The following is a 23,559-nucleotide window of genomic DNA, read 5'->3' on the forward strand; positions in this document are numbered from 1 at the left end:
GACCGGGGGTTCAGACCCGTTCGCCGCTCTTGTACACCGCGGCGGGCTCGTAGAGGTTCGTGATGTCCGACAGCGGCGACTCCTCGAAGGCGACCACGTCGGCGTGGTTGCCGACCGTGAGCGTCCCGATGTCGTCTGCAGGGACCGTCTCCGCGGCCGTGCCGGTGCCGGCGACGATGGCCTCGTGTTCGCTCATGCCGACCTCGTCGACGAACAGCTCCGCCTCCAGCGCGTTCTCGCCGTGGCCCATCGGCTCCGGCCCGAGGAAGTCCGTCCCGAGCGCGATGGGGATGCCCGCCTCGTAGGCGCGCCGGGTGGCCTCGAAGTGGGCTTCGCTGGCGTTGCGGGCCTTCCGGAGGCCGTACTCGGGCACGCCGAACTCGTCGCCGCGCTCGATGAGTCGGTGCATGATCGCGAGCGTCGGCACGAACGTCGCGCCCGTCTCCTCGAACAGGTCGAGACACTCCTGATCGATGTAGAAGCCGTGCTCGATCGTGTCGACGCCGTTACGGAGCGCGGATTTGATCCCCGGCGCCCCTTGCGCGTGGGACGCCACCGGGATCCCGACGCGGTGGGCCTCCTCGGTGAACGCCCTGATCTCCTCGTCGGTGAACTGGCTCTGGCTCGGGGCGTCCTTCTCGCTCAGCACGCCGCCGGTGGTCATGATCTTGATGAGGTCGGCGCCCTCGCGGATCCGTCTGCGCGCGCCCTTCCGGCACTCGTCGGCGCCGTCGACGATGCCGTCGCCACTGGCGTCCCGGCTGGTGGCCCACTCGTAGGGCAGGTAGTGGGCGTCGCCGTGACCTGCCGTCTGAGAGAAGGACTGCCCGCTGGTGAACACCCGCGGGCCGGGGATCGTGCCGTCGTCGATGGCATCCCGGACCGGGATGCCGGCGTCGCTGCCCACGTCGCGGATGGCCGTAAAGCCCGACTCGAGGAGCGTCCGCGCGTCGGCGGTCGCCCGCGCGGTGTTGAGTTCGCTCGACTCCCGGATCCAGTCGAACGGCTCCATCGATCGCGTTCCCTTCAGGTGGAGGTGGGCGTCGATGAGTCCCGGGATCACGGTCTCGCCCGAGTGGTCGATCCGTTCGGCCTCGTCGGGCACGTCAACCGACTCCGCGGGCCCGACCTCGGTGATGCGGCCGTCCTCGACGAGGATTCGGGCGTCGTTGATCGGGTCCTTGCCGGTGCCGTCGACGAGCGTGCCACAGTCGATAGCCTTCATCGGGTCGTGCTAACGAGTGGCGTCTGATAGTGGTTCGCTTCGCGGCAGGGGAGGGGAGCGAATCGACGGCTGACAGCCGGCTCCCGGGAGCGCCGGACTCATGCCGTCGCGCACCGAACCGGACACATGAGCGATCCCGAGTCGTCGGAGTGGGAAGCAGCACTCAGACGGAACCGCGAGGAGAAAGACCAGTTCTTCGACGAGCACCCGCAGTCGCCGATCCCGCCCGCGGAGCGCGACGAGTTCGACGGGCTCGACTACTTCGAGCCCGACCCCGACTTCCGGGTCGCGGCCGAGGTGACCGTCCACGACGACCCCGAACCGGTCGAGATGGAGACCACCAACGGCCCGCCGGCGCGGTACCTCCGGGTCGCGACGTTCGCGTTCGAACTCCGGGGAGAGGACTGCGAACTCCACGCCTACCGCCAGGAGACCGCCGAGGACGACCCGCTGTTCGTCCCGTTCCGGGACAAGACCACGGGCCAGCAGAGCTACGCCGGGGGACGGTACATGGAACTGGAGCCCGAGGAGGAACTCGAAACGGGCGACACAGTCACGCTCGACTTCAACCTCGCGTACTCGCCGTTCTGTGCGTTCAGCGAGACGTTCGCCTGCCCCTCCCGCCCGAGGAGAACTGGCTGGATGTCGTCGTGCCGGCCGGCGAAAAATCCCCCAACTGATCGGTTTTTAGCCGCGGGAGTGGGGGGCACCCTCGGCCGGTTCCGTTCGACTCTCGACCACCTCGAGGTGGTGGTCGAGTTCCGCGACCAGCGCCGCGCCGTCCAACGGGACGCGCACCCGGAACCGCCAGGGGTCCGTGCTGAGCATCTCGGTCGTCCGGTCGGTGACCGCCCACTCGAGTTCCCACTTCGGCACCGCCGTCAGGTCCCGACCGTGGGCGTGGTAGAACGCGATGGCGGCCGGGTGGTAGAGCAGGACCTGTGAGACCGGGAGGTAGTGGAACCCGGTACAGTTCGTACACCGGTAGACGGCGTACGCGTCGAGGTCCCGGGTGTCGTGCAGCGACGGGAGCGAGCCGTCGCCCGCGCGAACTTCCAGCGCGACCTCGTCGGCACACCACGGACACTGCCCCGAGGTCATCGCGTCGAGGACGGTTCGGCTCCGTCGGTGGACCGTCTCGAGCATCGCCTCGGGCGCTTTCCCGACCAGTCCCCGTGTCGGCACGTAGATGTCCGCGTAGTTGGCGTCGCAGGCCGAACACCGGACCCGGAACAGCGTTTCGTACAGGTCCCCTTCGACCGGTTCGCCACAGCGGTAACAGTCGACGCCGACCGGCACGGGGCCGATGTCGTGGTCGGTCTCGCCGGTGAGCAGGCCGGCGACCAGCGCGCGGTAGAGCACCATCCCCGGCCACCGGAGCCGGTAGCCGGCCTCGCCTTTCGCGACGTAGTTGCCGAGGAGCTTCGTCAGGTGGTAGTTGAACCGCCCGGAGTCCCGGATGCCGACGCGGGACTTCAGTTCCGCGTAGGGGACGGAGGGGATGCCCGTGTCGGGGGAGACGGTCGCGTCGCCGAGCTCCTCGATGATGCGGACGCGGTTCTCGTCGGCCAGCAGCGACAGCGCCGTCTCCCGATCGAACCCCTCCCCGCTCATCCTCGTGGCTCCGTGGTGGTCACGCTCTCGGGGCCGACGACGCCTCGAATCCTCATCGTTTCGATGTCGGGGCCGTGGTGGCCTCGACGATCGGGTTCTCGCACACGATGGTCGCCTCCCGGTCCGGGCCGACCCCGATCGCGTAGACGGGGACGCCGAGATCGTCGCTCACGAACTCCGTGTACGCCTTGGCGGTCTCCGGGAGCGCCTCGTAGCCGCGGTCGGCCACCGCCTGCCAGTCCTGGTCGGCCCAGGAGTCGAAGCGCTCGTACTGGGGGACACACCGCGCCCACGCCTCGGCCGAGGGCGGCGGCGTCTCGATGCGCTCGCCGTCGAGTTCGTACGCCGTACACACCTGCAGGTCGTCGAGGGCCGCGAGCGCGTCAAGGTGACCCAGCGTGATGCCGGTGTAGCCGTTGACGCGGGTCGCGTGGCGAAGCATCGGGAGGTCCAGCCAGCCGACGCGTCGCGGGCGTCCGGTGACGGTGCCGAACTCGCCGGCGGCCTCACGCAGGGTCGTCGCCGTCTCCCCCTCGAACTCGGTCGGCATCGGGCCGGCCCCTACCCGGGAGAGGTACGCCTTGACCACGCCGACGGTCTCCCCCGCCGCGACCGTCGCCGGGGGACGCCGGTGCCGACGACGGCGCCGCCGGCGGTCGGGTTCGAGGACGTGACGAACGGGTAGCTCCCGTGGTCGAGATCGAGCTGGGTGCCCTGGGCGCTCTCGAACAGCACGTCGCCGTCGTGGGCCGCGAGGAACGATCCGGTGTCGACGACCATCCCGTCGTGATCCAGCCGGCGGCCGTACGCCCGGAGCTGCTCGAACAGCGCGTCGGCGTCGAACGCCTCGCCCGGCTCGATGCCGTACACTGACTCGGCGAGCGCGCGCTTCTGTGGCACGACGTGTTCCAGCCGTTCCCGGAGCGTTTCCGGGTCGAGCAGTTCGCCCACCCTGATCGCGCGCCGACCCGTGGCGTCCTCGTAGGCCGGGCCGATCCCGTTTCCGGTGGTTCCGACGGCCGTCGCGGTCTCCTCGCGCGCTTCCTCCTCCGCTTCGTCGAGCACGCGGTGGTACGGGAGGACGACGGTCGCTCGGCTGGAGACGTACACCTCGGGATCGAGTCCTCGTTCCCGTAGGCGATCGAGCTCCTCGAACAGCGTCCCGAAGTTCACCACGCAGCCGTTGCCGAGCACGCCCGTCTTCCCCCGAACCACGCCGCTGGGGAGGAGCCGGAGTGCGTACTCCTCGCCGTCGGCTGCGACCGTGTGGCCCGCGTTGTCGCCACCTTGAAACCGGACGACGAGCTCCGCGTTCTCGCTGAAAATATCGGTCATCCGCCCTTTTTCCTTCGTCACCGAACTGCGAGCCGACGAGCGTCGTGTTCACAGGAGAGGGATGGACAGGCTGTTCATTAACGGTTCTGTGAATCGCGATTCACACCGGCCAGCGGTGGCGCTCCGACCGCGTTCGCAGCCGGGGTCAGGGCACGACCAAGTCGACGACCGTCTCGCCGTCGACGACGAGGTTGTACGCCTCCTCGTCGTCGTTCCAGAGCGCGAGCGCGTTCTCCATCGAGAGGACGGCGCCGTAGGGCGCGTCCCCCAGCGCCCGATTCAGCTCCGTGTGCTGTGTGAGCACCGCGTACTGCTCGACCTGCTCGCTCCCGTCGCCGATCTTGAAGACGGGGTTGGGGTCGCTCCCGTACTCACGCTGGCGCTCGCCCTGCCGGCTCAGGTCGGGGCTGAGCTTCACCGTCAGCAGGTCGATCCGGTTGCTCACGTGGCGCTCCATCTCCGCGGCCTTCGCGTGGTGGTCCGCCGACGCCCGCACGTCGGCGCGGCGCTTCCCGTCGGGGCGCAGCAGCGCGTACGCGAACTGCACCGTGGTTTTCAGGAACGTGCCGGGGTCGTCCGTCCCGTCGCCCTGTGTCCCGCGCTCGCCCTCGTCCAACTGGCGCTGCATCCGCGGCGCCTCGATCTCCGGGCGAACGTCGAACGACCAGCCACGATCCGCGGGCGACTCGCCGGGCCAGAGCCGCAGTGTCGGCGAGTACACCGACGGCCCGGCGCCCGGGCGAGCGAGCGCCCGTTCGACCTCGCGGAGCCCCGTCGCCGTCTCCAGATCCGCCGGCGCCATCGCGAGCATCGTGCCGTCACCCGCGACGGCGTCGAGGTAGCGCTCGGCGGTCGCCGCGGGGTCGTCCAGTTCGGAGAGCACGTTACAGAACGAGAGCAGATCGACCTCCCCGAGCGAGTCGGGGTCGAACGCCTCGGCCGTCTCGCGGTGGACCGTCGTGTGAACGTTCCGGGGGGTTTCGGCGAGCAGGGCTTCGAGGAGGTCCGCGGCGGGCGAGGGCTCCAGTGCGTGGTACTCGATCAACGGCGGGCTCTCGTCGTCGGTAGCGTCGTGCAGGTAGTCGATCAGCGCCAGCGCCGGGCCGCCGACGCCCGCACCCACGTCGAGCACGCGGAGCGTGCGTGGAAGGTCGCGGTTCGTCGCGAGATCGTCGAGCACGTACCCCATCGCGGCGTAGTAGTCCGGCAGGTGGTAGATCGCGTACCCGAGCGCCGCGGTCGCGTCGTACTCGACGGGGTTGCCGTGGTAGTAGTCGGCTTTGAGCCGGCGAACCGCATCCCGGAGCCGGTCGCCGGAGTCGCCGTCCTGCCAGTCGAGGCCGAACCGTTCGACCAGTCGATCGACGACGACGCGCTCGTACCGGTCCGGCAGCGACTCCGGCGCCCAGCCCGGCGGGTCGACGGGCGCGCCGCTCGCCGGGACGAACGTGCCGTCGTCGCGCTCGACGAGGTCGAGATCGAACGCCGCCGTCCGGAGCGCCTGTTTGACGACCGCGGGGTGGGGAGCGTCGTCGAAGTACTCCTGGATCTCGCTGGGGTCGATCGGCCGGACCTCCCGGAGGTAGTTCACCGTGTCCCGGAGTCGGTCGCGATCGACGCTCATCGCTCACCCTCCGTCGAGCGCGCGTCGGCGATCGCGCCGGCCTCGGCGTAGAGCTCGGCGAACGTCTCGCCGTCGGCCTCGGCGACCGCCCGGGCGGCGTCGGCGACGGCGTCGGCGCCGCCGAAGGCGTCCTGGATGTCGGCGTACACCCGCGCGTCGCCCTCCGTGACGGTCGCGGCGATGTCGGCCAGCCCCGCGGAGACCGGCGTGTGGAACTCCTCGCGAACGTCCTCGCCCGCCAGCGCCCACGCGAGCACGGCGGCGTGGCTCTTGGCCTGAACCGTCTGCATGGCGTCGTCGTGCTCCGCGGGGGTCGTCTCGAACAACTCGTTGCCGGCGTCCCGGAGCGCGTCGAGCAGCGGTTCGACCGTCGGGCCGACGGCGTCCTCGACCACGGCGACGTTGCCCGGCGCCCGCGCGGGAGCGAACAGCGGGTGGAGGCTCGCGCGCTCGCGGTCGGGCAGGTGCTCGCGCATGGCCTCGACGGGCGCGGCCATCACGCCCGAGAGATCCAGCATCGCCGACTCGGCGTGGGGCGCCCAGTCGGCCACGGCCTCCTCGACGGCCGGGATCGGGACCGCGAGGCAGACTGTCTCGAACGTGCGGTCGTCCTCGGGGGTGCCGTCGGCGAGCGGGACGGTCGCGGCGTCGTCGAACGCGGCGGCGGCGGCCTCGGCGGCCGCGGTGTCGGTGTCGGCGAAGGCGAGCTCGAACGCCGACGGGGCGGCGGCGAGCGTCTCGGCCAGCCAGCGTCCCATCGCGCCGGCGCCGACGATACAGAGCGTCATTACCGGTTCGAGGGCGTCGTCGGGTGAAAAGGGGTCGGTTCTCGCTACAGTTCGAGCGTTTCGGGGTAGTCAGTGAAGTTCTCGTAGCCGTCCTCGGTGACGACCGCGATGTCCTCGATCCGCACGCCGCCGTGCTCGGGGTCGTACAGTCCGGGCTCGATCGTCACGATCTGGCCGGCTTCGAGTTCCTCGCCGCGGGGCGACAGCGACGGCGCCTCGTGCACGTCGAGCCCGATCCCGTGGCCCGTGCTGTGGATGAACCCCGTCTCCGTCGAGGGGTCCTGCCGGAGCGTCGGGTAGCCGGCGTCCTCGTACACCTCGCAGGCGGCGGCGTGAACCTCGGCGCCCGTCGCGCCGGGCTCCAGCGCGGCGAAGGCCGCCTCCTTCGCCGCCTGGGTGAGCTCGTACCACTCCCGAACCGTCTCGCTGGCCTCGCCCTTGAGGAACGTCCGGGTCATGTCGGAGTGGTAGCCCGTCTCCTTGTCCCGCGGGAAGATGTCGACGATGATGGGCTGGCCGGCTTCGAGCGGGCCGCTCCCGCGGTCGTGGGGATCCGCGGCGTCGACGCCGCAGGCGACGATCGTCTCGTCCAGCGCGCAGCCGTGCTCCAGGAGGGTGACCTCGATCTCGGTCGCGACGCGCTCGCTCGTCAGGGGTTCGTCCTCGTAGTACAGCGTGCCGTTGCGCACCTCCGCGGCGTCGAGGAGGTCCTCGCAGGCCTGCATCGACGCCTCGTTCGCGACGGTTGCCTCGCGGACGTGCTCGATCTCCGCGTCGGTTTTCACCGCGCGGATGTCGTCGACGACGCCGTCGGTGTCGATCGCCAGCGCGATCCCCTCCTCGCGCAGGCCGTCCGCCGCGCCGACCGGGAACGTCTCCGGCACCGCCACCGCGTCGACGCCGTGGGCGTCGAGGAACGCGGCCTGCAGCTTCGCCCGGGCCACTCTGGACTCGTACTGCTCGCGGAGCGACTGGTAGTCGTAGTCGGAGGTGCGGTCGACCGTACCTCGGGCCTCCTTCGAGGCGCGGCCGTACTCCAGCCCGGAGGTCAGAAGCGCCGTCTGCTCGGGCGTGTAGACGGTGAAGAAGGGATCGGGCGCGTCGAAGCCGGAGAGGTAGCGCTGCGTGGAGTCGTCGCCGTCGGCGAAAACTGCGTAGCCGTCGAGCCCCTCGTCGTCGAGGTACTCGTCGAGGGAACTGGTGTCGATGTCCATGGCCGGGATGGCGGCCGGCGGAGGCAAAGGCGTTACCGTCGCGGTGAGTCTCGTGACGTGTCAGCCCCGGCGGCTCACCAGGTGCCGTGGAACGTGTCGAAGGAGAGCTCGTCCAGCGGCTTGTTGCCGACGGCGATCTCGTACTCGCCGGGGGTCAGCATCGGCTTGTGGAACTGCGGGCCGTCGTCGGTGGTGATCCGGGGACAGCCCGTGTTGACGAACGCGTCCATGTCGAAGTTGCGCAGGCGGTCCGGGGTGACCTCGTCCATCGTGATCAGGTAGGCGTTCTCGTTCTCGTCGACGATCTTCTCGGCCATCTCCCAGCGCCCCTGGCCGATCTTGGTACAGAAGATGACGCCCCACTTCTCGGCGTCCATCGCGCGGTGGACGGCGCCGTAGCGCTGCTTCATGAACTTCTCCGTGTCGGCGACGGTGACGACGTTGTTCACGGGGTCGGCGATGACGACCTTCTTGTCGGGGTGCTCCATCGCGAGGCCGAGGGGGTGGAACTTCCCGCCGCCGACGTACAGCACCTGATCGGCGTCGATGTCCGCGGAGGCGTAGTTGCAGCCGAGCACCTGCCCCTCGTGGGTCAGGCGGTCGTCGCCTTTCCGGGTGTGGACCTCGTACCCCTCCTCCTCCAGCCACTCCTTCATCTCGCCGAAGAGGTTCATGTGCTGGGCCGTCGTGACCAGCCCCACGTCGCCCTCGGGGAGCTCTTCGAGCGCCTCCTCCATCATCGGGAACGGGTCGACGTTGGAGAACAGCGGCACGTAGATGATCTTCTCGGAGTTCTTCATCGGCGAGTGGCCGAAGTGGACGAACACGTCCGTCCGGCGCATCAGGTACGTGTCGAGGTCACAGGCGCCGTAGCAGGGCTGGCCCGACAGCATGAACGTCACGTCGTCGGGCGCCAGCTCCCGCAGGTCGTCGGCGACCGCGGGGCCGCGGCGCTTGAGCCCTTCGGGGAACTGCAGGCCGACTTTCTTGGCGTCCCGGTCCTCGATCTCCTCGATGATTCGATCCAGTTCGTAGTCCCACTCCCGGTCGTGTTTCAGGGACATGCCCGTGTTCCGGAGGTCCCCCTCGGTCGTGGCGTCGCCGGCGGCGTCCTGACTCATTAGCGTTGCTACCCGGCCGGGACGGATAATCCCGGCGTTTCCGTCAGTCGCGTGCGCCCGCGGCGCACGGCAGCCCGGCGCCCGACCGAGTCGGCGACGCCGTGGGCGGTGCCGACTACTGGTCGAACACCAGCGAGAGCAGTTTGCGCTCGGCGGTCGTCAGATGCTCCGAGAGCGTCGGCTGGCTGATCCCCAGCTCGTCTGCCAACGCCGCGCCGCTGATCTCGCGGGGCCAGTCGTAGTAGCCCGCCTCGAAGGCGGTTTCGAGCACTTCACGCTGGCGGTCAGTCAGGAACTGATCGAGCGCCTGCTCGAGTTCACGCTGGCTGAACAGCGGCGTGAACGAGTCCCGCTCCCGTTTGGCGCGCAGTTCGCCCCCATACTCCGACAGGAACGTCGATACGACCTCGGTGGCGTCGTACGACGCCGGCAGCTCCGCGACGATCGTGCCGTCGCCGTGGTCGCCGACGACCGACCGGGGGAGTGCGCCCAACTCCGCCAGGCCGACCGCGGGGCAGTTCCCCCGACCTCGAACTCCATCAGCCCCCCGTCGTCGTAGCGCTCGAGCATCGTCGCCGACACCGAGGGATGGTCCTTCGCCATCGTCTCGACTGTCGACGGTGCGGCGCCGCGAACGCTGTAGAACTCGGCGTACGTCCCGTCCCCGCGGGGAACCATCTCCTCCAGTTCCACCCGGCACCCGGCCGCAGCCGAGGCGCCCACGAACGGGTACTCGGGGTCCTCGAACCCGAACTCGAGTTCGACGACCGGCCCGGAGTCCGCGTTGGACGGTCGGTGTGACATACCCGACAGTACTGGTTACTCTGTAAAAACGTTCTCGGCCGTCAGCGGGACGCTTTCGCCGGGGCCCCTTCCGTTTTAGCGGTCGGGCCGTCCCGAACCGCTTGACCCCGGTAAGGCCGGTGCCGGTCGTGGCTGGGCGGGCCACGACCGAACGGTGGTCGCTTCGGGTGAACCGGTCACGGTAACACGGTGTCGCTCGGAGGTGATGACCTCCAACCGTAGGTTACGGGACTGGCCACCTCAACTCACCGCCTAAGCTGTTAGGGACCACCCAGCCATTTATTCGCGGCAGTACCCAACACGCTGCATGGACCACACTCGGCGCCGGTTTCTGGCCGCGGCCGGGGCGGGCATCGCCTCGCTCGCGGGCTGTACCGCGCCCCAGAGCGGCCCGGCTGGCACCGGCGACGAACCGTTCGTCGATCTCTACGAATCGGTCTCACCAGCTGTCGTCCGGCTGCGGGTGTACGACAGCATCGGCGTGCTCGCGGAGGGTTCCGGGTGGCTCTACGACGACGGCGTGTTGGTCACCAACGACCACGTCGTCGCCGGCGCGGAGACGGTGCGCGCCCAGTTCGCCAGCGGCGACTGGGTCGAGGTCGAGATGCTGGGAACCGACCCCTACAGCGACCTCGCGGCGCTGTCGGTCGAGCCGCCGAACGACGCCGGCGGGCTCCCGCTGCTCGACGAACAGCCGGAAGTCGGCACCCAGGTCGCCGCCGTCGGCGCGCCGCTGGGGCTCGAGGGATCGCTCACCTCCGGGGTGGTGTCGGGGTGAACCGGACGATCTCTTCGGTCCGGAACTTCACCATCTCCGGCGCGGTCCAGACCGACGCCGCAGTCAATCCGGGTAACAGCGGCGGCCCCCTGCTGACGCTCGACGGCGACGTGGCGGGCGTGATCACGCAGGCCGGCGCCGAGAACATCGGCTTCGCCATCAGCGCCGCGCTGACCGACCGCGTGATCCCCGCCCTCGTCGAGACGGGGACGTTCGAGCACTCCTACCTCGGGGTGCGCATCCTCCCGGTGACGCCGCTGCTCGCGGAAGCGAACGATCTCGAGTCGGCCCGCGGCGTCTACGTCGCGGCGGTTCCGTCCGGCAGCCCCGCCGACGGTCGTCTGCAGGGCGGCACCGAGTCGGTGACTGTCGAGGGTTCGCCCCAACCCACCGGCGGCGACGTGATCGTCGCCCTCGACGGCCAGCGAGTCGACACGACCGGCCAGCTCGGGACGTATCTCGCGCTCGAAACCAGCCCGGGCGACAGCGTGTCGGTGACGGTGATCCGCGACGGCGAGCGCCAGACCGTTGACGTGACCCTCGGGACGCGGCCCGACCCGCGGTAGCCGCTCAGTCCTCCATCCGGTCGACGAGGTCCTCGAACTGCTGTTTCCGGCCCTCGACGGCCTCCTCGCGCAGCGCGACCTCCTCCTCGGTCGGACATTCGAGATCGGGCACCTCGGTCGGCGTCCCCTCCTCGTCGAGCGCGACGAACGTGAAGAAGGAGGCCGTCGTCTTGCGCTCCTCGCCCTTGCGGGGATCCTCGGCACGCACGTCGACTTTCACGTCGACGCTCGTCCGCCCGGTGTTGAACACGTACGCCTGCACCACCGCGACCTCCCCAGGTCGATCGGCGAGATGAAGTCGACGTGGTCCATCGACGCCGTCACCACCTGCGTGTTCGCGAACCGCATCCCCGCGATGGCGCCGGCGATGTCCATCCAGTGGAGGACGGCGCCCCCCAACGCCCGGCCGAGGTTGTTGGTGTCGTTCGGCAGCAGGAGCTCGGTCATCTCGGTGTAGGACTCCGCGAGCGTGCCCGTCTCGGTCATGCCCCACGCTCGGACGGGCGGCCACTCAAAGCCGCCGGTCGCTTGGCTCTCCGGCGTGAGTGAACACCCACCTCAGTCCGGGACGGGTACGCGATACGTGATTTCCCGGTCATCCTCGGTTCGAACGCTGGTGCTGAAGAACCAGACGAACGTCACCGTCGACGCGTCCGCCGGGATCTGGGCGTAGCACCACCCCTCGTTGGTCACGTCCGGCCAGTAGATATCCCACCTCCCGTACAGTTTCCGCTCGGACGAGAGGATTCGCTCTCGGGTGTCCGCCTCGTACTGCTCCCGGATCTCCGTCTCGCCGTTTTCCGTGCGGATCGCGAACGACGACGGTACGTTCATCGACTGGTCGCCGACGTTCGTCGTCGACAGTTTCAGGAGGAGGTACACGGTCCCCTCCGCGGCCGTCTCGGTCCCGTTGTCGAACTCCAAGGTCCGTCTGGTCTCCGGGGCCGAGACGGTAAGCGACTTCCCGCCGTACGTCTGCGTCTCCGCATAGCCCGGAGACGGTGTCGGCGTCGCCGTCGCGGTCGGCGTGGGAGTGTCGGCCGCCGGCCGTTCGGAGGGTTCGGGAGACTGTTCCGACGCCGTGGGTGATCTGTCGGTCGTTGCCCACACCCCGCCGGCACCGAGTCCGAGCACCGCCAGCAGCACCAGTTGTCGGCGTCGGCGCACGGTTACGCCTCGGTCTCGACCGGTTCGAGGTGCCTGAGTTGGGTCCCGCGGACGTAGATCCCCTCGCTGGCTGGCCGCAGGCGAACCTTCGGCTGGTCGTAGAGGCCGCCCTCACCCTCGCTCTCGTACATCGACACCCGGTCGGCGTCGCCGTTGGCGGGGTCGATGCGGTGGATTCTGATCTCACCGCTCTGGTAGCGGTCCGGCACGAGAAGCGCCTCGTCGGTGACCATCGACCCCGGGGAGAACGCGCCGGTGGTCTCGTACTGCCACTGCTGATCGCCGGACTCCCGATCCAGCGCCAGCACGGTATCGGCCGCGATCAGATAGACGTTGTCCTCGTCCAGAAGCGGCGGGGAGACGCCCTTGTTGACGAACAGGTCGGGCTGCCGCCAGTGTAGGCTGCCGTCGGTGTCGTAGGCGAACATGCCGTTGCGTGCGTCGTCGTACTGCATCCCGCTGCGGTCCGTGACGGAGAACACCGTGCTCCCGTCGACGGTCGACCAGTCGGCCCACCCCATCTCCTCCTCGCGGAGCCACGTGCGCTCGAACGAGCCCAGCACGTCGCCCGTTTCGAGGTCGCGGCGCTGGACCATCATAGGGTTGTCCTGCCACGTCGACTCGACGGGCGCCGCGCCGATCAGGATGATCTCGCCGTCGCTGATCAGCGTCTCGTAGACGCCGGCCATGCTCTCGACGGTGCTCTGGTGGACGATCTCGCCGGCCGTGAGGTCGACGATGGCCAACTCGGATGGATCGTACGACTCGCTGCTCACCGTCACGAACAGCCCCGACTCGCTCGCTTGATTCAACGACACGTCGGGTTCGGTCTCGACATCGGTGACGAGCGCCGTCCGCTCACCCGTTTTGGGGTCCAAGACGAGTACGTCGCCGTCCCGCGTGAGGCCGGCGACGGCGCCGTCGGCGTACACTGTCCCGCCGATCTCCCCGGCGTCCCACGTCCAGCGAACCTCGCCGTCGGGGTCGATCGCGCTCAGGGAGCTCGCGACGTGATCGCGGTCCGATTGAACGAACAGCGTCTCGTCGCCGGCGATCACCCGACTGGTGCTGGACACGTCGGCCGCCCAGTTGACCTCGTACTCGCCGGCGATATCCGGCTGGTCGGCGACGTATCTCGCGTTGGTCGCGTCCCGGGCGTACGTTCGCCAGTCGAGGGGGACCGCCGGCGGCTCCGTCGGCGTCGCCGTCCGGGTCGCCGTTTCCGTGTCCGTCTCTTCGGCCTCGTCCCTCGCCTGCTGTACCGTCTCGGGGAGCGTCGCCGTACCCTCGCTGTCGCCGCCACAGCCCGCCAACCCAGCCGTACCGGCCACCGCGAGCGCCTTGAGGTAGTTGCGTCGGTGCACACCGACTCCAGACCGTCGCCGGACAACGGTTCACCGGGTGAGGATGTTCGCCGAACCCCGGCGAACTGCGGCGCGGCTCAGTGGTCGGCGGCGACAACGTCGGCCTCGCACGTCTCCCGACCGTGGGTGCTCCGGGCGAGCGTCTGTGCGGCCTCGGTGTCGCCTACTTCCAGATACAGCCCGACGAGCTCCGCGGTGAGCGCGTCGGCCTGCGGTTCGGCGCCGCAGTCGCGGAGTTCGTCGATCCCGGTTTCGAGCTGTTCGATGGCGTCGTCGTACTCCCCGCGTTCGACCAGCACGTCCGCGAGCAGCGAGCGCGTGACGCCAACCGAGCGCTGGTTCCCGGCCGCCGAGAGGTGGACCATCGACTCGCGGGCCAGGGTCTCGGCCCGCTCGATCTCGCCGCGCTTGAGCGCACAGACGGCCAGGTTGTGCTCGCTCATCCCGATCTCGTGGGGGTTCCCGATCGCCTCGCGGATCGCCAGCGCCTCACGGTGGCTGTCGACGGCGGCCGCCAACTCCCCGAGGTCCTTGCGGACGATGCCGACGTTGTTGAGACAGATCGCCAGCCGGTGGTCGTCGCCGATCCGGCGGAACAGCGACTCGGCGCGTTCGAGGTACGACAGCGCCCGCTCGTCGTTCCCACGGCGGCGTTCGAGGTCGCCGAGACTGGTGAGCGTGCCCGCGGCGCCGTGGTCGTCGCCCCGTTCGGACTGGATGTCGACGGCGCGCTCGTACCGGCCGGCAGCCGCCTCGTACTGCCCCAGATTCACCATCGCGTTGGCGGCGTTGGCGAGGCAGTTGGCGACCCGGAGTGGCTCGTCGGCGGCCTCGAACGTCTCTCGGGCGGCCCGGGCGTGGGCGACCGCCGCCTCGTAGTCGGCCCGTTCGGCCGCCGCCGTGCCGAGGTTCTGTCGACTGACCGCGAGTAGCACCGCGTCGCCGAGCGCGGTCGCCTGCCGGTGGGCGGCGTCGTAGCGACTCGCCGCCGTCTCGTGGTCGCCGCGGCGCTGTGCCGCGGTCCCAAGATCGATCAGCGCGCGGACGGCCGTCTCCCGGTCGTCGAGTCGGAGTCCCAGCCCCAGCGCGGCCGCGAGGTCCTCGACGGCGTCCTCGTAGGCCGACTGCTGGAGCGCGGCGCTCCCGAGCCCGCGCCGAGCGCGCGCTTTCGCGTGCGGGTTCCCGGCCGCCTCTGCCGCCTCCAGCAGGCGGTCGAACGCGGCGGCCGCATCCTCCGGACTCCCGGCGTTCAGCGCCAGCCGACCGTGCCAGCGGTGGCGCCGGAGCGTGGCAACGGAAGCCGGAATCTGGCTCCGGAGCTGCTCACCGACCAGCCCGGCGAGACGGGGACGGGTCCGCAGCGCGTCGAACAGCGCCGCGACGAACGGCTCTGCCCAGTCGTCGGTGTGTGGGAGGGGCGACTCCTCACCGGCGGTCTGTGCCCCACCGTCGAGTACTGCCGTGAGCGACCGGCCGAGCGCCTCCTGTGCCCCGCGCTCACCGAGTCGGTCGACGGCGTGGGCGAGAAACGCGGTCGACCAGGCGTCGTGGACCGTCCCACCGACCCGGAGCGGGTCAGCGCGCCGGCCGAACAGCACCTCGCCGTCGAGCACGCCAAGCGCGTCTTCGAGGAACGTCGAATCGCCCAGCGGCTCGACGGTGCCGGGTCGGATCGGGAGGGCCGCGAGGTTCAGCAGATTGATCCAGATGCCCAGATCCACGGCGAGTCGCCCGCGGGACTGGAGGCGGTCGAACGCATCGGTGGCCGCCGCCGAGAGGCTGGTCGGGGTGTCGCCGGCCGCGACGGCCAGCGGATCGGCCAGCCGTGCGACGCGGTGGGCTGCGACGACGAAACCCCCGGCAGGGTCGTCGGCGGTGACCGCCTCATGGAGTTCGGCGGCCGAGAGCGGGAGCGCCGACTCGCGATCCTCGGCGGCCCGGTCGAGCAACGCCTCGCAGTCGGCGACCGACAAGCCGGGCATCGACAGTTCGGTCGGGCCACCCGCGGCGGGCGTGTCGGCCCGCTGCCACGCCGCCGTCCGTGCGTCGAACAGGAAGCTCACGTCCGACCGCCCGGCGAACTCCGCCCGGAGATCCAGCGCGCGCCGTGCGCTTGGGTCGGCAACGTCCTCGACGACCACTAGTGTGTGCCCCGAGGCGGCGTCGACGGCCCGGCGCAGCGCCGGGACCGACTGGAGCGACCGCTCGCCGTCCGGCTGTCGGTAGAGCACCGCCCCGCGGTCGTTCCGGTGCCACGTGACGGCGAGGCGTTTACAGACCGTACTCTTCCCCGACCCCGGCGGCCCGGTCAGGACCACGTCCTCGCCGGCCAGCAGACGTTCTCGGGCCTCGAGCGCCACCGACTGCTCGCCGTCGGCCGGGGGACGGTCCACGAGGTGGCCGCTGTCGGCGTCTGCGAGAGAGATTCCGGTGCGCCACGCTTGCAGCAGGGAGGCCGTTCCTCGGCGTGCGAGCAGTTCGTCGGTGACTCGGACGACTCCCTCCCGTTCCAGGCCTACCGGGAGCGTGTCGTCGTTCGCTGACTGGGTCGCTGGCTCGGTCGCCTCTGGAGTGGTCTCGACAGACGCAAGTTCGTCGGTCCACTCGGTCGCGGCCGCGATGCGCTCCGCGACGCGGTCGGCGAGTCGGTCGACGGCGGCGGGATCGGTCAGTTCCAGCACGCCAGCGACGCCGCCGAACCCGGTGTAGGCGATCACCAGCGCCCGGTCGGTCTCACCTCGGCAGACGACGATCCCCACGTCGGCGACGGCGCCGCGGAACACTCGTACGTCGGCGGTGGCGAGGCGGCGAGACTGGGTCGGGAGTCGGTCCAACAGCGCGTCCGCGAGCGAGGGTGAGAACACGAGTCGCGTTCTCGTCTCCGGGTCGGCGTGCTTTCGGTAGGTGTCGAGCACGACCGAGTCCGAGAGCCGCGGGAGCGCGGCGACGACGCTGGTTGCGCCGGTCAACGCCTCCCGCACGAGGTCGGGAACGTCGTGTGGGTCGACGCGGTGGGTCGTCGACTTGGCAACCGTCAGCGCCGAGAGCGTCACGTCCGCCGGGACGGCGTCGACGACCGGGCTGGCGTCGAGGACGTTCTGTACGTCCGAGCGAAGCGTCTCGTAGCGAGTGAGGGCGAGCCGGCCCGTTCTCGTCGTCCGGTAGCCGCCGTCGACGTGTGCGACGAGGCCCGCGTCGACGAGCGCGTCGATGGCGCGGTCGACTGTCGAGCGGGAGGTGTCGAGTCGGTCGATGATGTCCCGTTTGAACAGCGGCCCGTCACGGAGCACCCGGAGGAACTCCGTACGGTCGCCGACGAGGCCGAGCAGTTCGTCGATCGGGGCGTCGAACGACATCGTGACTGGATGCGTGGGGGCCCGGTAAAAACTTTCACCGGACGGGAGCCGGCGACTCGGGGACGGCTCAGTCGCCGTCGCCGACGCCGTCGACGCCGAGCTCCTCGCCGCTGCGCCCCGCGGCGTCGAGCACGGCGTCGGCCACCTCGATCGGGCAGTCCGCCCGGACCGCGATGGCGACGGCGTCGCTGGGGCGAGCGTCGAACGTGAGCGGTTCGGGCTCGCCGTCCACGTAGCGCTGGGCGTCGATCTTGGCGTAGAACGTCCCCTCGCGCAGGTCGTCGATCCGCACACGGTCGAAGGCGCCGCCGAACTCCGCCACCATATCGACGAACAGGTCGTGGGTCAGCGGCCGCTCGAAGGAGTCGCCAGCGAGACCGCGCCTGATCGCGTCGGCCTGATCGTCGGTGACGAAGACCGGGAGGTACTCGCCCCGAGCGCGCAGGAGGGCGGCCGGCACCTCCTCGCCCGACGGCGTATCACCCGTCGCGATTCCTGTGAGTTCGGCGACGTGACTCATACTGAGTGGATTCGTTCGAACCGGCAAATAGCTGTCGCGGGGGCGAACGTTCATGCCGCCGGGCCGTCAACTATCGGTGATGGACTGTCGAGTGGTGCTCGAGGCTGCGGTCCCCGTCTACGACGTGGCGACGCCCGAGGCGGCCGTCGGCGCGGCGATCTCGAAGATCGGGAAGGCGCTCAATCCGGAGCTCTCCTACGTCGACATCGAACCGCGAAGCCGTCGATCGCCCCGCGGCGCCGAGCTCCCGCCGGCGACCGTCGCCGCCGGCGAGGGGCTGGTCGCGCTCGAACTCGGGATGACGGTGTACGACGTCGAGGGGGCCGATCACGCCGTCACGATCGCTCGTTCCGAGATCGGCCGCCGACTGGAGGAGATCCCGCTCGAACGCGTCTCGTGTTCGCCCGTCGACGCGGACGATTCCGACGCTGCGGAGCCCGAGACCGTCGAGGAGGGAGCGGAGAGAGAGGACGACGACGGGGAGGAGACACTCCTCCCGGAGTTTGAGGAGATGGTCGAACGGCATCGAGAGTAACCGACCACGGCGACCGCCCGGTCGTGGCCTCCGTGCCACGACGCCGGCGGCGGATGCCGTGGTCGTGTGGAAGCGGATTACGGCGACCGCCCGGTCGTGGCCTCCGTGCCACGACGCCGGCGGCGGATGCCGTGGTCGTGTGGAAGCGGATTACGGCGACCGCCCGGTCGGGGCCTCCGTGTCGCGACGGTGACGTACATAGCGTCGTCTGTCTGACCAGTGCTGCCGCTCCGGGGGTGGTTGATCGCGGCGGGATCGCGTCTACAGATCAGTCGGCCGTCGGCGTGACCGGCTCCTCGGTGTCGATAGAGTCGGTCAGGCCGTGAACGAGTTCGAAGACGGCGCGTTTGTGGTCCGTTTTCGAACGGTGAATCGAGGTCGGCTGCACGCCGAACTCTCGGTAGTCGCTCAGGTCGAGTTCCGGAGTCTCCGCGCCCTCGTACTCGGCTCGTACTTCCGAGAGAAGGCCGTGGAGATGGATGAGCTCCTGCTTCTTCATGTCTATGCACATCTACCGGCTGGAGGGTTATAGGATTACTTTGTGTATTGTTAACACGGAATGGCTGTAGACAGGCTGGATTGGCCGAAATCGCCGTAATTGCTAAACTCGGCGACACGAATCAGTTCCATCGCCCGCGGCTGGGAAACGATGGCGATGCCTTCCTGCGAGTCGCCCCAACGCGGCTGTCCGACGAGCCGTTCCAGTCGTTTCAAGTCCGTGCACTCGGAGCAACGCGTATGGAGCCTACCGATGCCGCGGCGTTGATCGAGCGGGCTCGCGAGGCCCTCGACGCCGCCTACGTCCCCTACTCCGAGTATCAGGTCGGCGCCGCCGTGCTGACCGCCGACGGCGAGGTGTTCACCGGCTGCAACGTCGAGAACGCCAACTACAGCAACGCGCTCCACGCCGAGGAGGTCGCGGTCGGGAGCGCGGTTCGGGCGGGTCACCGCTCGATCACCGCGGTCGCGGTCACCTCCGGGGAGCGGGACGGCGTCACGCCGTGTGGGATGTGCCGACAGACGCTCGCGGAGTTCGGCGACGACGACGTGCCGGTGTACTGCGACACCGGCGACGGCGAGTGGAACGAGTACACGCTCGGCGAACTCATCCCCGACACGATCACGCCGGGGATGCTGGGTATCGACCCCGACGCGGCGTAACCCACGGGCGCGACAGTCCTTTGCCCCCTGGGGTCATACGATCGGGCATGTACGTCCGCGATGCCCGGAACCGGGACGAGGCGTGGTTACTCGACCGGATCGAGGAGATGGGGCTCGACAGCGTGGCCTTCCGTTCGCGGGACTACGTGATCGCGGTCGACGAGAGCACGAACGAGCGCGCCGGCTTCGGCCGCTACCGCATCCACAAGACCGACGAGGGCGAGTTCTGCGAACTCACTGGTATCGGCGTCGTCGACGGCTGGCGCGGCCAGGGCGTCGGCGCCCACGTCGTCGAACGACTGGTCGACCTCGCGGCCGACGAAGGGTTCGAGACGGTGTACTCGATCACCGACAGCGACGACTACCTCCGACAGTTCGGCTTCGATTCGGTCGACCCGGACGACCGGCCGCCGGTGATCGCGGACCGCCTCGAACAGAAGCGCGAAACCGTCGGCGAGGACGTGGCCGTCGTCGCCGTCGACACCGACGCCTTCGAGATGCCCGCGGCGCTCCGTCAGCGGTTCAAAGCGGCGGAGAAGGGCGGCTCCGACACCACCGAACCCGAGGAGACCGCGGAGGACTTCGGCATCGACGCCGACGAGGCGACGTACAAGTACGACACCGGCAACTGACGGAAAGCCTATACCGGTGGCAGTTGATCGCCGAACGTGTCCCTGAAACGATACCTCGGTGCCCTCCGCTTCTCACTGGTCGGTGTCGGCCTCCTCATCGTCGCCTACGGCGTCTACTTCGGCGCGAACATCCCCGAGCCGCCGCCGAACAGCGACGGCGTCCCGACGGGGTTCGCCGTCGTCTACGTCATGCTCGTCCAGGCTGCCGGCGCGCTGCTCGCCCAGATCGGCTACGCGCTGCCGGCCGGAACCGGCCGACTCCGGTTCGGCCCGCTCGCGGATCGCTCCCCGCCCGTCCGGGCGGCTGTGGCGACCGGCGTGTTCGCGGGGTCGTGGGTCCTGCTGACCGTCCTCGGGATGCTGCTGCCCGGCTCACTCCCCGACCTCGTCGCAGGGACACACGCCTTCCTGTGGTTCGCTAGCGTCGCCGGGGCGGTCGTTGGCGTCGTGTTCACCGCGGTGGTCGGCCTCGGCACGGCGCTTTGGCGGCTCGTCCGCGACGAACCGGTCCTCGGCGGCGCCGTCGGCGGTTAGGCCGCTCCGAAACCGACAAGCGCCGCGGCCGACCATCCCGGTATGAACCCGCTCGATCGCTACGAGCGCCTCGTCGACGACCCCGAGGCGTTCCGTGGCGCCTGCGACCGACGGCTCCCCTCGGTGGTTCGGGTCAACGAACTCCGGGCCACGCCCGAGCGCACCCGTCGCGCCCTCGACGAGGAGGGCGTCACCTACGAGTCGGTGGACTGGAACGACCGGCTGCTCCGCCTGCCCGACGGCTCGCCGGGGACGACGTGGCCGTACGTCCACGGCTGGCTCCACGGGCAGGAAGAGGTGTCCGCGCTGCCGGCGCTCGCGCTCGATCCCGACCCCGGCGACCGAGTCTGGGACGCCTGTGCCGCGCCGGGGAGTAAGACCTGCCACCTCGCGGACGTGATGGACGACTCCGGCGTGCTGATCGGCAACGACAACAACCTCGGCCGGCTCTCGGCGCTGCGGCACAACGCGGAGCGACTCGGGGTGAGCAACCTGGTCGTGACCAACGACGACGCGCGGAACTTCTCGCTCGACTCGCTGGGGATCGACGCCCTGGACGGCGCGGTCGCGGACGTTCCCTGCTCGTGTGAGGGCACCTGCCGGAAGAACCCCGACGTGCTGGAGAAGTGGTCGATGGGGCACGTCGAGGGGCTCGTCGGCATCCAGAAGGGGATCCTCCGGCGCGCGATCGAACTCACCCGCCCGGGCGGCGAGGTCGTCTACTCGACCTGCACGTTCGCCCCCGAGGAGAACGAGGCTGTCGTCGACCACGTGCTCGCCGAGACCGACGCCGAGATGGTGCCGTGGGACGCGCCGCTGGAAACGTCGCCGGGGATCACCGAGTGGGAGGACGAGCAGTTCGACGCGTCGCTGGCGAAGGCCCACCGCGTCTACCCCCACCAGAACGACACGGGCGGCTTCTTCGTCGCGAAACTGCGGGTCGGCGGCGCCGACGACGCTGGCGAGGTGGTGGGCGCATGACCGACTCCGAGCTCGCCCGGAACGACGGCCAGCAGTTCGACCGGCTGCCCGCCACGCCCGCCGATCGCGAGGTGGAGGGGCGTGCCTCCCGCGAGGAGGTCGTCGACTGGTGGCAGGAGCGCTTCGGCGTCGCCCCCGAAACGTTCGAGAACGTCACGTTCTGGGAGAAAGGATCGGGAAAGATCTGGGCGTTCAACGCCGACCTCCCGTCGCCGGTACGGGTCGAGGGGCTGGGGATCACCGTCCTCCGGACCCGCCAGGAGCACTGGAAGCCCACTACGACCGGCGTGAAGCGGTTCGGTCGCGAGGCGACCGCGAACGTGATCGAGCTGGAACCGGCCGAGGCCGCGGCGTTTGCGGCCGGCCACGACCAGCAGCTCGACCGCTGGGACGGCGACTGGGGCTACCTGATCGCCGCCCACGAACTCGCCGGGGAGCGCGAACCGATCGGCGTCGGCCTCTACCTCCACGGCGAACTCCGCTCCCGGGTGCCGAAAGGCTACCAGGAGGAGCTCGCGGTGCTAGAGTAGCTACTTCTCCCGAACCGTTCCGCCGCTCAACCCTTCCCACTCGACGCGGTAGCCAAGCGCCGACAGCGCCGCGGAGGCGTCGGTGAGCCCCTGTTCCGCCAGCACCGCTTCGGCCTCAGCGAGGGCCATTCCGTCGTCGATCCCGTCCCTTGCGGCGTCGAGCACCGCGGGCCGGACGAGCGTTCGCCCGACGAGTCGGTGGTCGGGGAACGATTTCCCTTCGACGGCGTCGACGCTCACGCCGTACTCGGCGGCCAGATCGGCCAGCCCCACAGTGTCGGCTTCGGGGACGATCTCGTCGGGGAGGGAGTCGGCGGCGTCGGCGACCAGCTCCTCCTCGAACGCCCGGAGCGCGTCGACGACGTCTTTCACTCGGACCGATCCGGAGTAGGGGATCGCGCGGTGGTCGCGGGCCTCGATCGCCTCGCTCGCGGCCAGGGACTCGTCGACGGCGACCAGGAGCGCCACGTCCTCGACGGTCGCCAACTGCGAGAGCTTCTTCTCGACGTACTCCGGCGTCCAGAAGCCCATGATCTCGAAGTAGACGCGGAACCGGTCGGCGACGGACCCGACGTCGGCGCCGGCGGGCGCGTAGTCGAACGCGAAGTCGGGGATCATCACGCGGCTCCCCGTCGCCAGGGGTTCGGGCTCGCGAACGAGCTCCCAGTCCGTCTCGAGACTCTCGAAGGCAGCCGCGAACTCCGCCTCAACCGTGGAGTCGTACGTCGGTTCCGCGACGGGATCGACGCCAGGCACGGACACGTCGGCGTCGGTCAGCGTCATCGTCCGCTCGCGGCCGCGGTCGTCGATGGTGGCCGAGAGCCGCCAGTCGTCGGTATTCGCGACCGACCGGAGCAGGCGGGCGAAGGAACTGCCGTAGCGTCTCGTCGCGCGGAACAGCGAGTCCGGGCCGGTGACGACGAGCGCCCGCCCCTCGTCGGTCTGCCGGACCTCGTACATCAGGCCGAGTCGCTTCACCGCACTGACGAGCCCTGCGGGGTCCGCGGAGCGCACTCGAACCTCGGTCGCGTCGAACAGCGCGGTTTGGGCCAAGGAGAGATCGTACTGCGTCAGCAGCGTCTCGGGGTCCCAGCGCGGCTCGAACGACGCCAGCACCTGATTCTCCTCGCGGTCGGCGTACAGCGACTGCTCGACGACGGCGGCGTCGACACCCAGTCGATCCGCTGCCGCTTCGAGGGCGTCAGCGCGCTCGCGGTCGCTGGCGACACCGATCGACTCCGCGCGCTCGAACACGACCCGGCGGGTTCGACGCGGGGGCACTTCGGCACGGGTCTCGAACGTCGCGTCGCGCTCTAGAAGCGCCGCCAGCCCGCGGACCAGTTTGAACGAGTCGGCCCCCCGTTCGGCCTCCTCGAGTGCCTCCCGTAGCCGCGCCCGGCGTTCGCCGACGTGGCCCTGAAACGTCCCGAGGAGGCTCGCCGCCAGCGCGCGGTCGCCCTCGTCGGTGAACTGGGGGTGGTACCCCCCCCGCTCGCGACACCCGGAGGTGTTCCTTCCGCAGCACGGGCGGAGTTGACCGGGCGGGCGTAAAACCCCGCCGGAGCAGTGTGTCCCCGAGTTCAAGTAGGGAGCCGGGACCAGCACGCCCATTCGCTGAGTCCGGCCGCGGGGTGGCCGAGGCGGGAGCGCGGCGACCCCCGCGGTAGCGATACCGCCGCCTGTTCGCACGCTACCGGGAGACCCCCCCTG

General features: G+C 69.9%; 20 protein-coding genes and 5 pseudogenes. 9 read left to right on the forward strand and 16 right to left on the reverse strand.

Annotated features, from left to right (window positions below; all coding sequences use genetic code 11):
• Positions 1-10 precede the first annotated feature (10 nt).
• Positions 11-1,225, reverse strand: coding sequence for a metal-dependent hydrolase family protein (locus SY89_RS05775; RefSeq protein WP_054583495.1), 1,215 nt, complete (start codon positions 1,223-1,225; stop codon positions 11-13).
• Between the two features lie 126 nt (positions 1,226-1,351).
• On the opposite strand from SY89_RS05775, the pseudogene SY89_RS15760 reads away from it, so the two are divergent.
• Positions 1,352-1,905: pseudogene (locus tag SY89_RS15760) on the forward strand (DUF1684 domain-containing protein).
• Positions 1,906-1,912: 7 nt separating this feature from the next.
• Here the strand turns inward: SY89_RS15760 and SY89_RS05780 are convergent.
• The 8 genes and pseudogenes from SY89_RS05780 to SY89_RS19545 all read right to left on the reverse strand — a co-directional run.
• Positions 1,913-2,839, reverse strand: a complete 927-nt coding sequence (locus SY89_RS05780) for a DUF7351 domain-containing protein (protein ID WP_054583496.1) — start codon at positions 2,837-2,839, stop codon at positions 1,913-1,915.
• Between the two features lie 52 nt (positions 2,840-2,891).
• Positions 2,892-4,226 (reverse strand): annotated as a pseudogene (locus SY89_RS05785) (adenylosuccinate synthase).
• 93 nt (positions 4,227-4,319) lie between these two features.
• The gene (locus SY89_RS05790) at positions 4,320-5,798 is read right to left on the reverse strand and encodes a small ribosomal subunit Rsm22 family protein (protein WP_054583497.1); all 1,479 of its coding nucleotides are present in this window, start codon (positions 5,796-5,798) and stop codon (positions 4,320-4,322) included.
• Positions 5,795-6,586 carry a prephenate dehydrogenase/arogenate dehydrogenase family protein gene (locus SY89_RS05795; protein WP_054583498.1) on the reverse strand — a complete coding sequence of 264 codons (792 nt, stop codon included), beginning with the start codon at positions 6,584-6,586 and terminating at the stop codon, positions 5,795-5,797. The genes SY89_RS05790 and SY89_RS05795 overlap by 4 nt, the downstream gene beginning before the upstream one ends.
• A 44-nt stretch (positions 6,587-6,630) precedes the next feature.
• Positions 6,631-7,800 carry a M24 family metallopeptidase gene (locus SY89_RS05800; protein ID WP_054583499.1) on the reverse strand — a complete coding sequence of 390 codons (1,170 nt, stop codon included), beginning with the start codon at positions 7,798-7,800 and terminating at the stop codon, positions 6,631-6,633.
• Between the two features lie 74 nt (positions 7,801-7,874).
• Positions 7,875-8,921, reverse strand: a complete 1,047-nt coding sequence (dph2, locus tag SY89_RS05805; protein WP_054583500.1) for a diphthamide biosynthesis enzyme Dph2 — start codon at positions 8,919-8,921, stop codon at positions 7,875-7,877.
• 115 nt (positions 8,922-9,036) lie between these two features.
• Entirely contained in the window at positions 9,037-9,192 is a 156-nt protein-coding gene (locus SY89_RS19540) for a helix-turn-helix domain-containing protein (RefSeq protein ID WP_394325750.1), read from the reverse strand.
• A 132-nt stretch (positions 9,193-9,324) separates the two neighbouring features.
• Positions 9,325-9,725 (reverse strand): annotated as a pseudogene (locus tag SY89_RS19545) (bacterio-opsin activator domain-containing protein); the annotation flags it as partial.
• A 307-nt stretch (positions 9,726-10,032) separates the two neighbouring features.
• On the opposite strand from SY89_RS19545, the gene SY89_RS18150 reads away from it, so the two are divergent.
• Positions 10,033-10,503: a S1C family serine protease gene (locus SY89_RS18150; RefSeq protein ID WP_239685519.1), complete on the forward strand. Its 471-nt coding sequence runs from the start codon at positions 10,033-10,035 to the stop codon at positions 10,501-10,503.
• Positions 10,500-11,069 carry a S1C family serine protease gene (locus SY89_RS18155; protein ID WP_239685520.1) on the forward strand — a complete coding sequence of 190 codons (570 nt, stop codon included), beginning with the start codon at positions 10,500-10,502 and terminating at the stop codon, positions 11,067-11,069. The genes SY89_RS18150 and SY89_RS18155 overlap by 4 nt, the downstream gene beginning before the upstream one ends.
• 4 nt (positions 11,070-11,073) lie before the next feature.
• On the opposite strand, the pseudogene SY89_RS05820 reads toward SY89_RS18155, so the two are convergent.
• From SY89_RS05820 to SY89_RS05840, 5 genes and pseudogenes are all read right to left on the reverse strand, one after another.
• A pseudogene (locus tag SY89_RS05820) lies at positions 11,074-11,555 on the reverse strand (acyl-CoA thioesterase).
• 72 nt (positions 11,556-11,627) lie between these two features.
• A complete protein-coding gene (locus SY89_RS05825; protein ID WP_144427141.1) occupies positions 11,628-12,236 on the reverse strand; it encodes a DUF4352 domain-containing protein in 609 nt (202 codons plus the stop codon).
• Between the two features lie 2 nt (positions 12,237-12,238).
• The gene (locus SY89_RS05830) at positions 12,239-13,600 is read right to left on the reverse strand and encodes an outer membrane protein assembly factor BamB family protein (RefSeq protein ID WP_054583502.1); all 1,362 of its coding nucleotides are present in this window, start codon (positions 13,598-13,600) and stop codon (positions 12,239-12,241) included.
• Positions 13,601-13,677: 77 nt separating this feature from the next.
• The gene (locus SY89_RS05835) at positions 13,678-16,956 is read right to left on the reverse strand and encodes a tetratricopeptide repeat protein (protein ID WP_054583503.1); all 3,279 of its coding nucleotides are present in this window, start codon (positions 16,954-16,956) and stop codon (positions 13,678-13,680) included.
• Between the two features lie 67 nt (positions 16,957-17,023).
• A complete protein-coding gene (locus SY89_RS05840; protein WP_054583504.1) occupies positions 17,024-17,476 on the reverse strand; it encodes a bifunctional nuclease family protein in 453 nt (150 codons plus the stop codon).
• 79 nt (positions 17,477-17,555) lie between these two features.
• Between SY89_RS05840 and SY89_RS05845 the strand changes: the two genes are divergently transcribed.
• A complete protein-coding gene (locus SY89_RS05845; protein ID WP_054583505.1) occupies positions 17,556-18,011 on the forward strand; it encodes a DUF555 domain-containing protein in 456 nt (151 codons plus the stop codon).
• Between the two features lie 268 nt (positions 18,012-18,279).
• Here SY89_RS05845 and SY89_RS05850 read toward each other — a convergent pair whose 3' ends face one another.
• Complete coding sequence (locus tag SY89_RS05850; protein ID WP_054583506.1) at positions 18,280-18,510, reverse strand: UPF0058 family protein; 231 nt, start codon at positions 18,508-18,510, stop codon at positions 18,280-18,282.
• Positions 18,511-18,749: 239 nt separating this feature from the next.
• On the opposite strand from SY89_RS05850, the gene cdd reads away from it, so the two are divergent.
• From cdd to SY89_RS05875, 5 genes are read left to right on the forward strand one after another with little or no spacing between them, the layout of a single operon-like run.
• Positions 18,750-19,172 (forward strand): cytidine deaminase, encoded by a 423-nt coding sequence (cdd, locus tag SY89_RS05855; protein ID WP_054583507.1) that lies wholly within the window; start codon positions 18,750-18,752, stop codon positions 19,170-19,172.
• Between the two features lie 47 nt (positions 19,173-19,219).
• The gene (locus SY89_RS05860; RefSeq protein ID WP_054583508.1) at positions 19,220-19,804 is read left to right on the forward strand and encodes a GNAT family N-acetyltransferase; all 585 of its coding nucleotides are present in this window, start codon (positions 19,220-19,222) and stop codon (positions 19,802-19,804) included.
• A 36-nt stretch (positions 19,805-19,840) separates the two neighbouring features.
• Positions 19,841-20,338, forward strand: a complete 498-nt coding sequence (locus tag SY89_RS05865) for a hypothetical protein (RefSeq protein WP_054583509.1) — start codon at positions 19,841-19,843, stop codon at positions 20,336-20,338.
• Between the two features lie 42 nt (positions 20,339-20,380).
• Positions 20,381-21,319 (forward strand): RsmB/NOP family class I SAM-dependent RNA methyltransferase, encoded by a 939-nt coding sequence (locus SY89_RS05870; protein WP_054583510.1) that lies wholly within the window; start codon positions 20,381-20,383, stop codon positions 21,317-21,319.
• Positions 21,316-21,849 carry a DUF7122 family protein gene (locus SY89_RS05875; RefSeq protein ID WP_054583511.1) on the forward strand — a complete coding sequence of 178 codons (534 nt, stop codon included), beginning with the start codon at positions 21,316-21,318 and terminating at the stop codon, positions 21,847-21,849. The genes SY89_RS05870 and SY89_RS05875 overlap by 4 nt, the downstream gene beginning before the upstream one ends.
• Here SY89_RS05875 and SY89_RS05880 read toward each other — a convergent pair.
• A pseudogene (locus SY89_RS05880) lies at positions 21,850-23,374 on the reverse strand (DUF790 family protein). It abuts the gene before it with no gap.
• Between the last annotated feature and the right edge of the window lie 185 nt (positions 23,375-23,559).

The organism is Halolamina pelagica, from assembly GCF_001307315.1.
GTDB lineage: Archaea > Halobacteriota > Halobacteria > Halobacteriales > Haloferacaceae > Halolamina > Halolamina pelagica_B.

Bases quoted from the DNA above. Each gene is read 5' to 3' on its own strand.
- SY89_RS05775 (WP_054583495.1), bottom strand. From the start codon at position 1,225: ATGAAGGCTATCGACTGTGGCACGCTCGTCGACGGCACCGGCAAGGAC.
- SY89_RS05780 (WP_054583496.1), bottom strand. From the start codon at position 2,839: ATGAGCGGGGAGGGGTTCGATCGGGAGACGGCGCTGTCGCTGCTGGCC.
- SY89_RS05790 (WP_054583497.1), bottom strand. From the start codon at position 5,798: ATGAGCGTCGATCGCGACCGACTCCGGGACACGGTGAACTACCTCCGG.
- SY89_RS05795 (WP_054583498.1), bottom strand. From the start codon at position 6,586: ATGACGCTCTGTATCGTCGGCGCCGGCGCGATGGGACGCTGGCTGGCC.
- SY89_RS05800 (WP_054583499.1), bottom strand. From the start codon at position 7,800: ATGGACATCGACACCAGTTCCCTCGACGAGTACCTCGACGACGAGGGG.
- dph2 (WP_054583500.1), bottom strand. From the start codon at position 8,921: ATGAGTCAGGACGCCGCCGGCGACGCCACGACCGAGGGGGACCTCCGG.
- SY89_RS18150 (WP_239685519.1), top strand. From the start codon at position 10,033: ATGGACCACACTCGGCGCCGGTTTCTGGCCGCGGCCGGGGCGGGCATC.
- SY89_RS05835 (WP_054583503.1), bottom strand. From the start codon at position 16,956: ATGTCGTTCGACGCCCCGATCGACGAACTGCTCGGCCTCGTCGGCGAC.
- SY89_RS05840 (WP_054583504.1), bottom strand. From the start codon at position 17,476: ATGAGTCACGTCGCCGAACTCACAGGAATCGCGACGGGTGATACGCCG.
- SY89_RS05845 (WP_054583505.1), top strand. From the start codon at position 17,556: ATGGACTGTCGAGTGGTGCTCGAGGCTGCGGTCCCCGTCTACGACGTG.
- SY89_RS05850 (WP_054583506.1), bottom strand. From the start codon at position 18,510: ATGAAGAAGCAGGAGCTCATCCATCTCCACGGCCTTCTCTCGGAAGTA.
- cdd (WP_054583507.1), top strand. From the start codon at position 18,750: ATGGAGCCTACCGATGCCGCGGCGTTGATCGAGCGGGCTCGCGAGGCC.
- SY89_RS05860 (WP_054583508.1), top strand. From the start codon at position 19,220: ATGTACGTCCGCGATGCCCGGAACCGGGACGAGGCGTGGTTACTCGAC.
- SY89_RS05870 (WP_054583510.1), top strand. From the start codon at position 20,381: ATGAACCCGCTCGATCGCTACGAGCGCCTCGTCGACGACCCCGAGGCG.
- SY89_RS05875 (WP_054583511.1), top strand. From the start codon at position 21,316: ATGACCGACTCCGAGCTCGCCCGGAACGACGGCCAGCAGTTCGACCGG.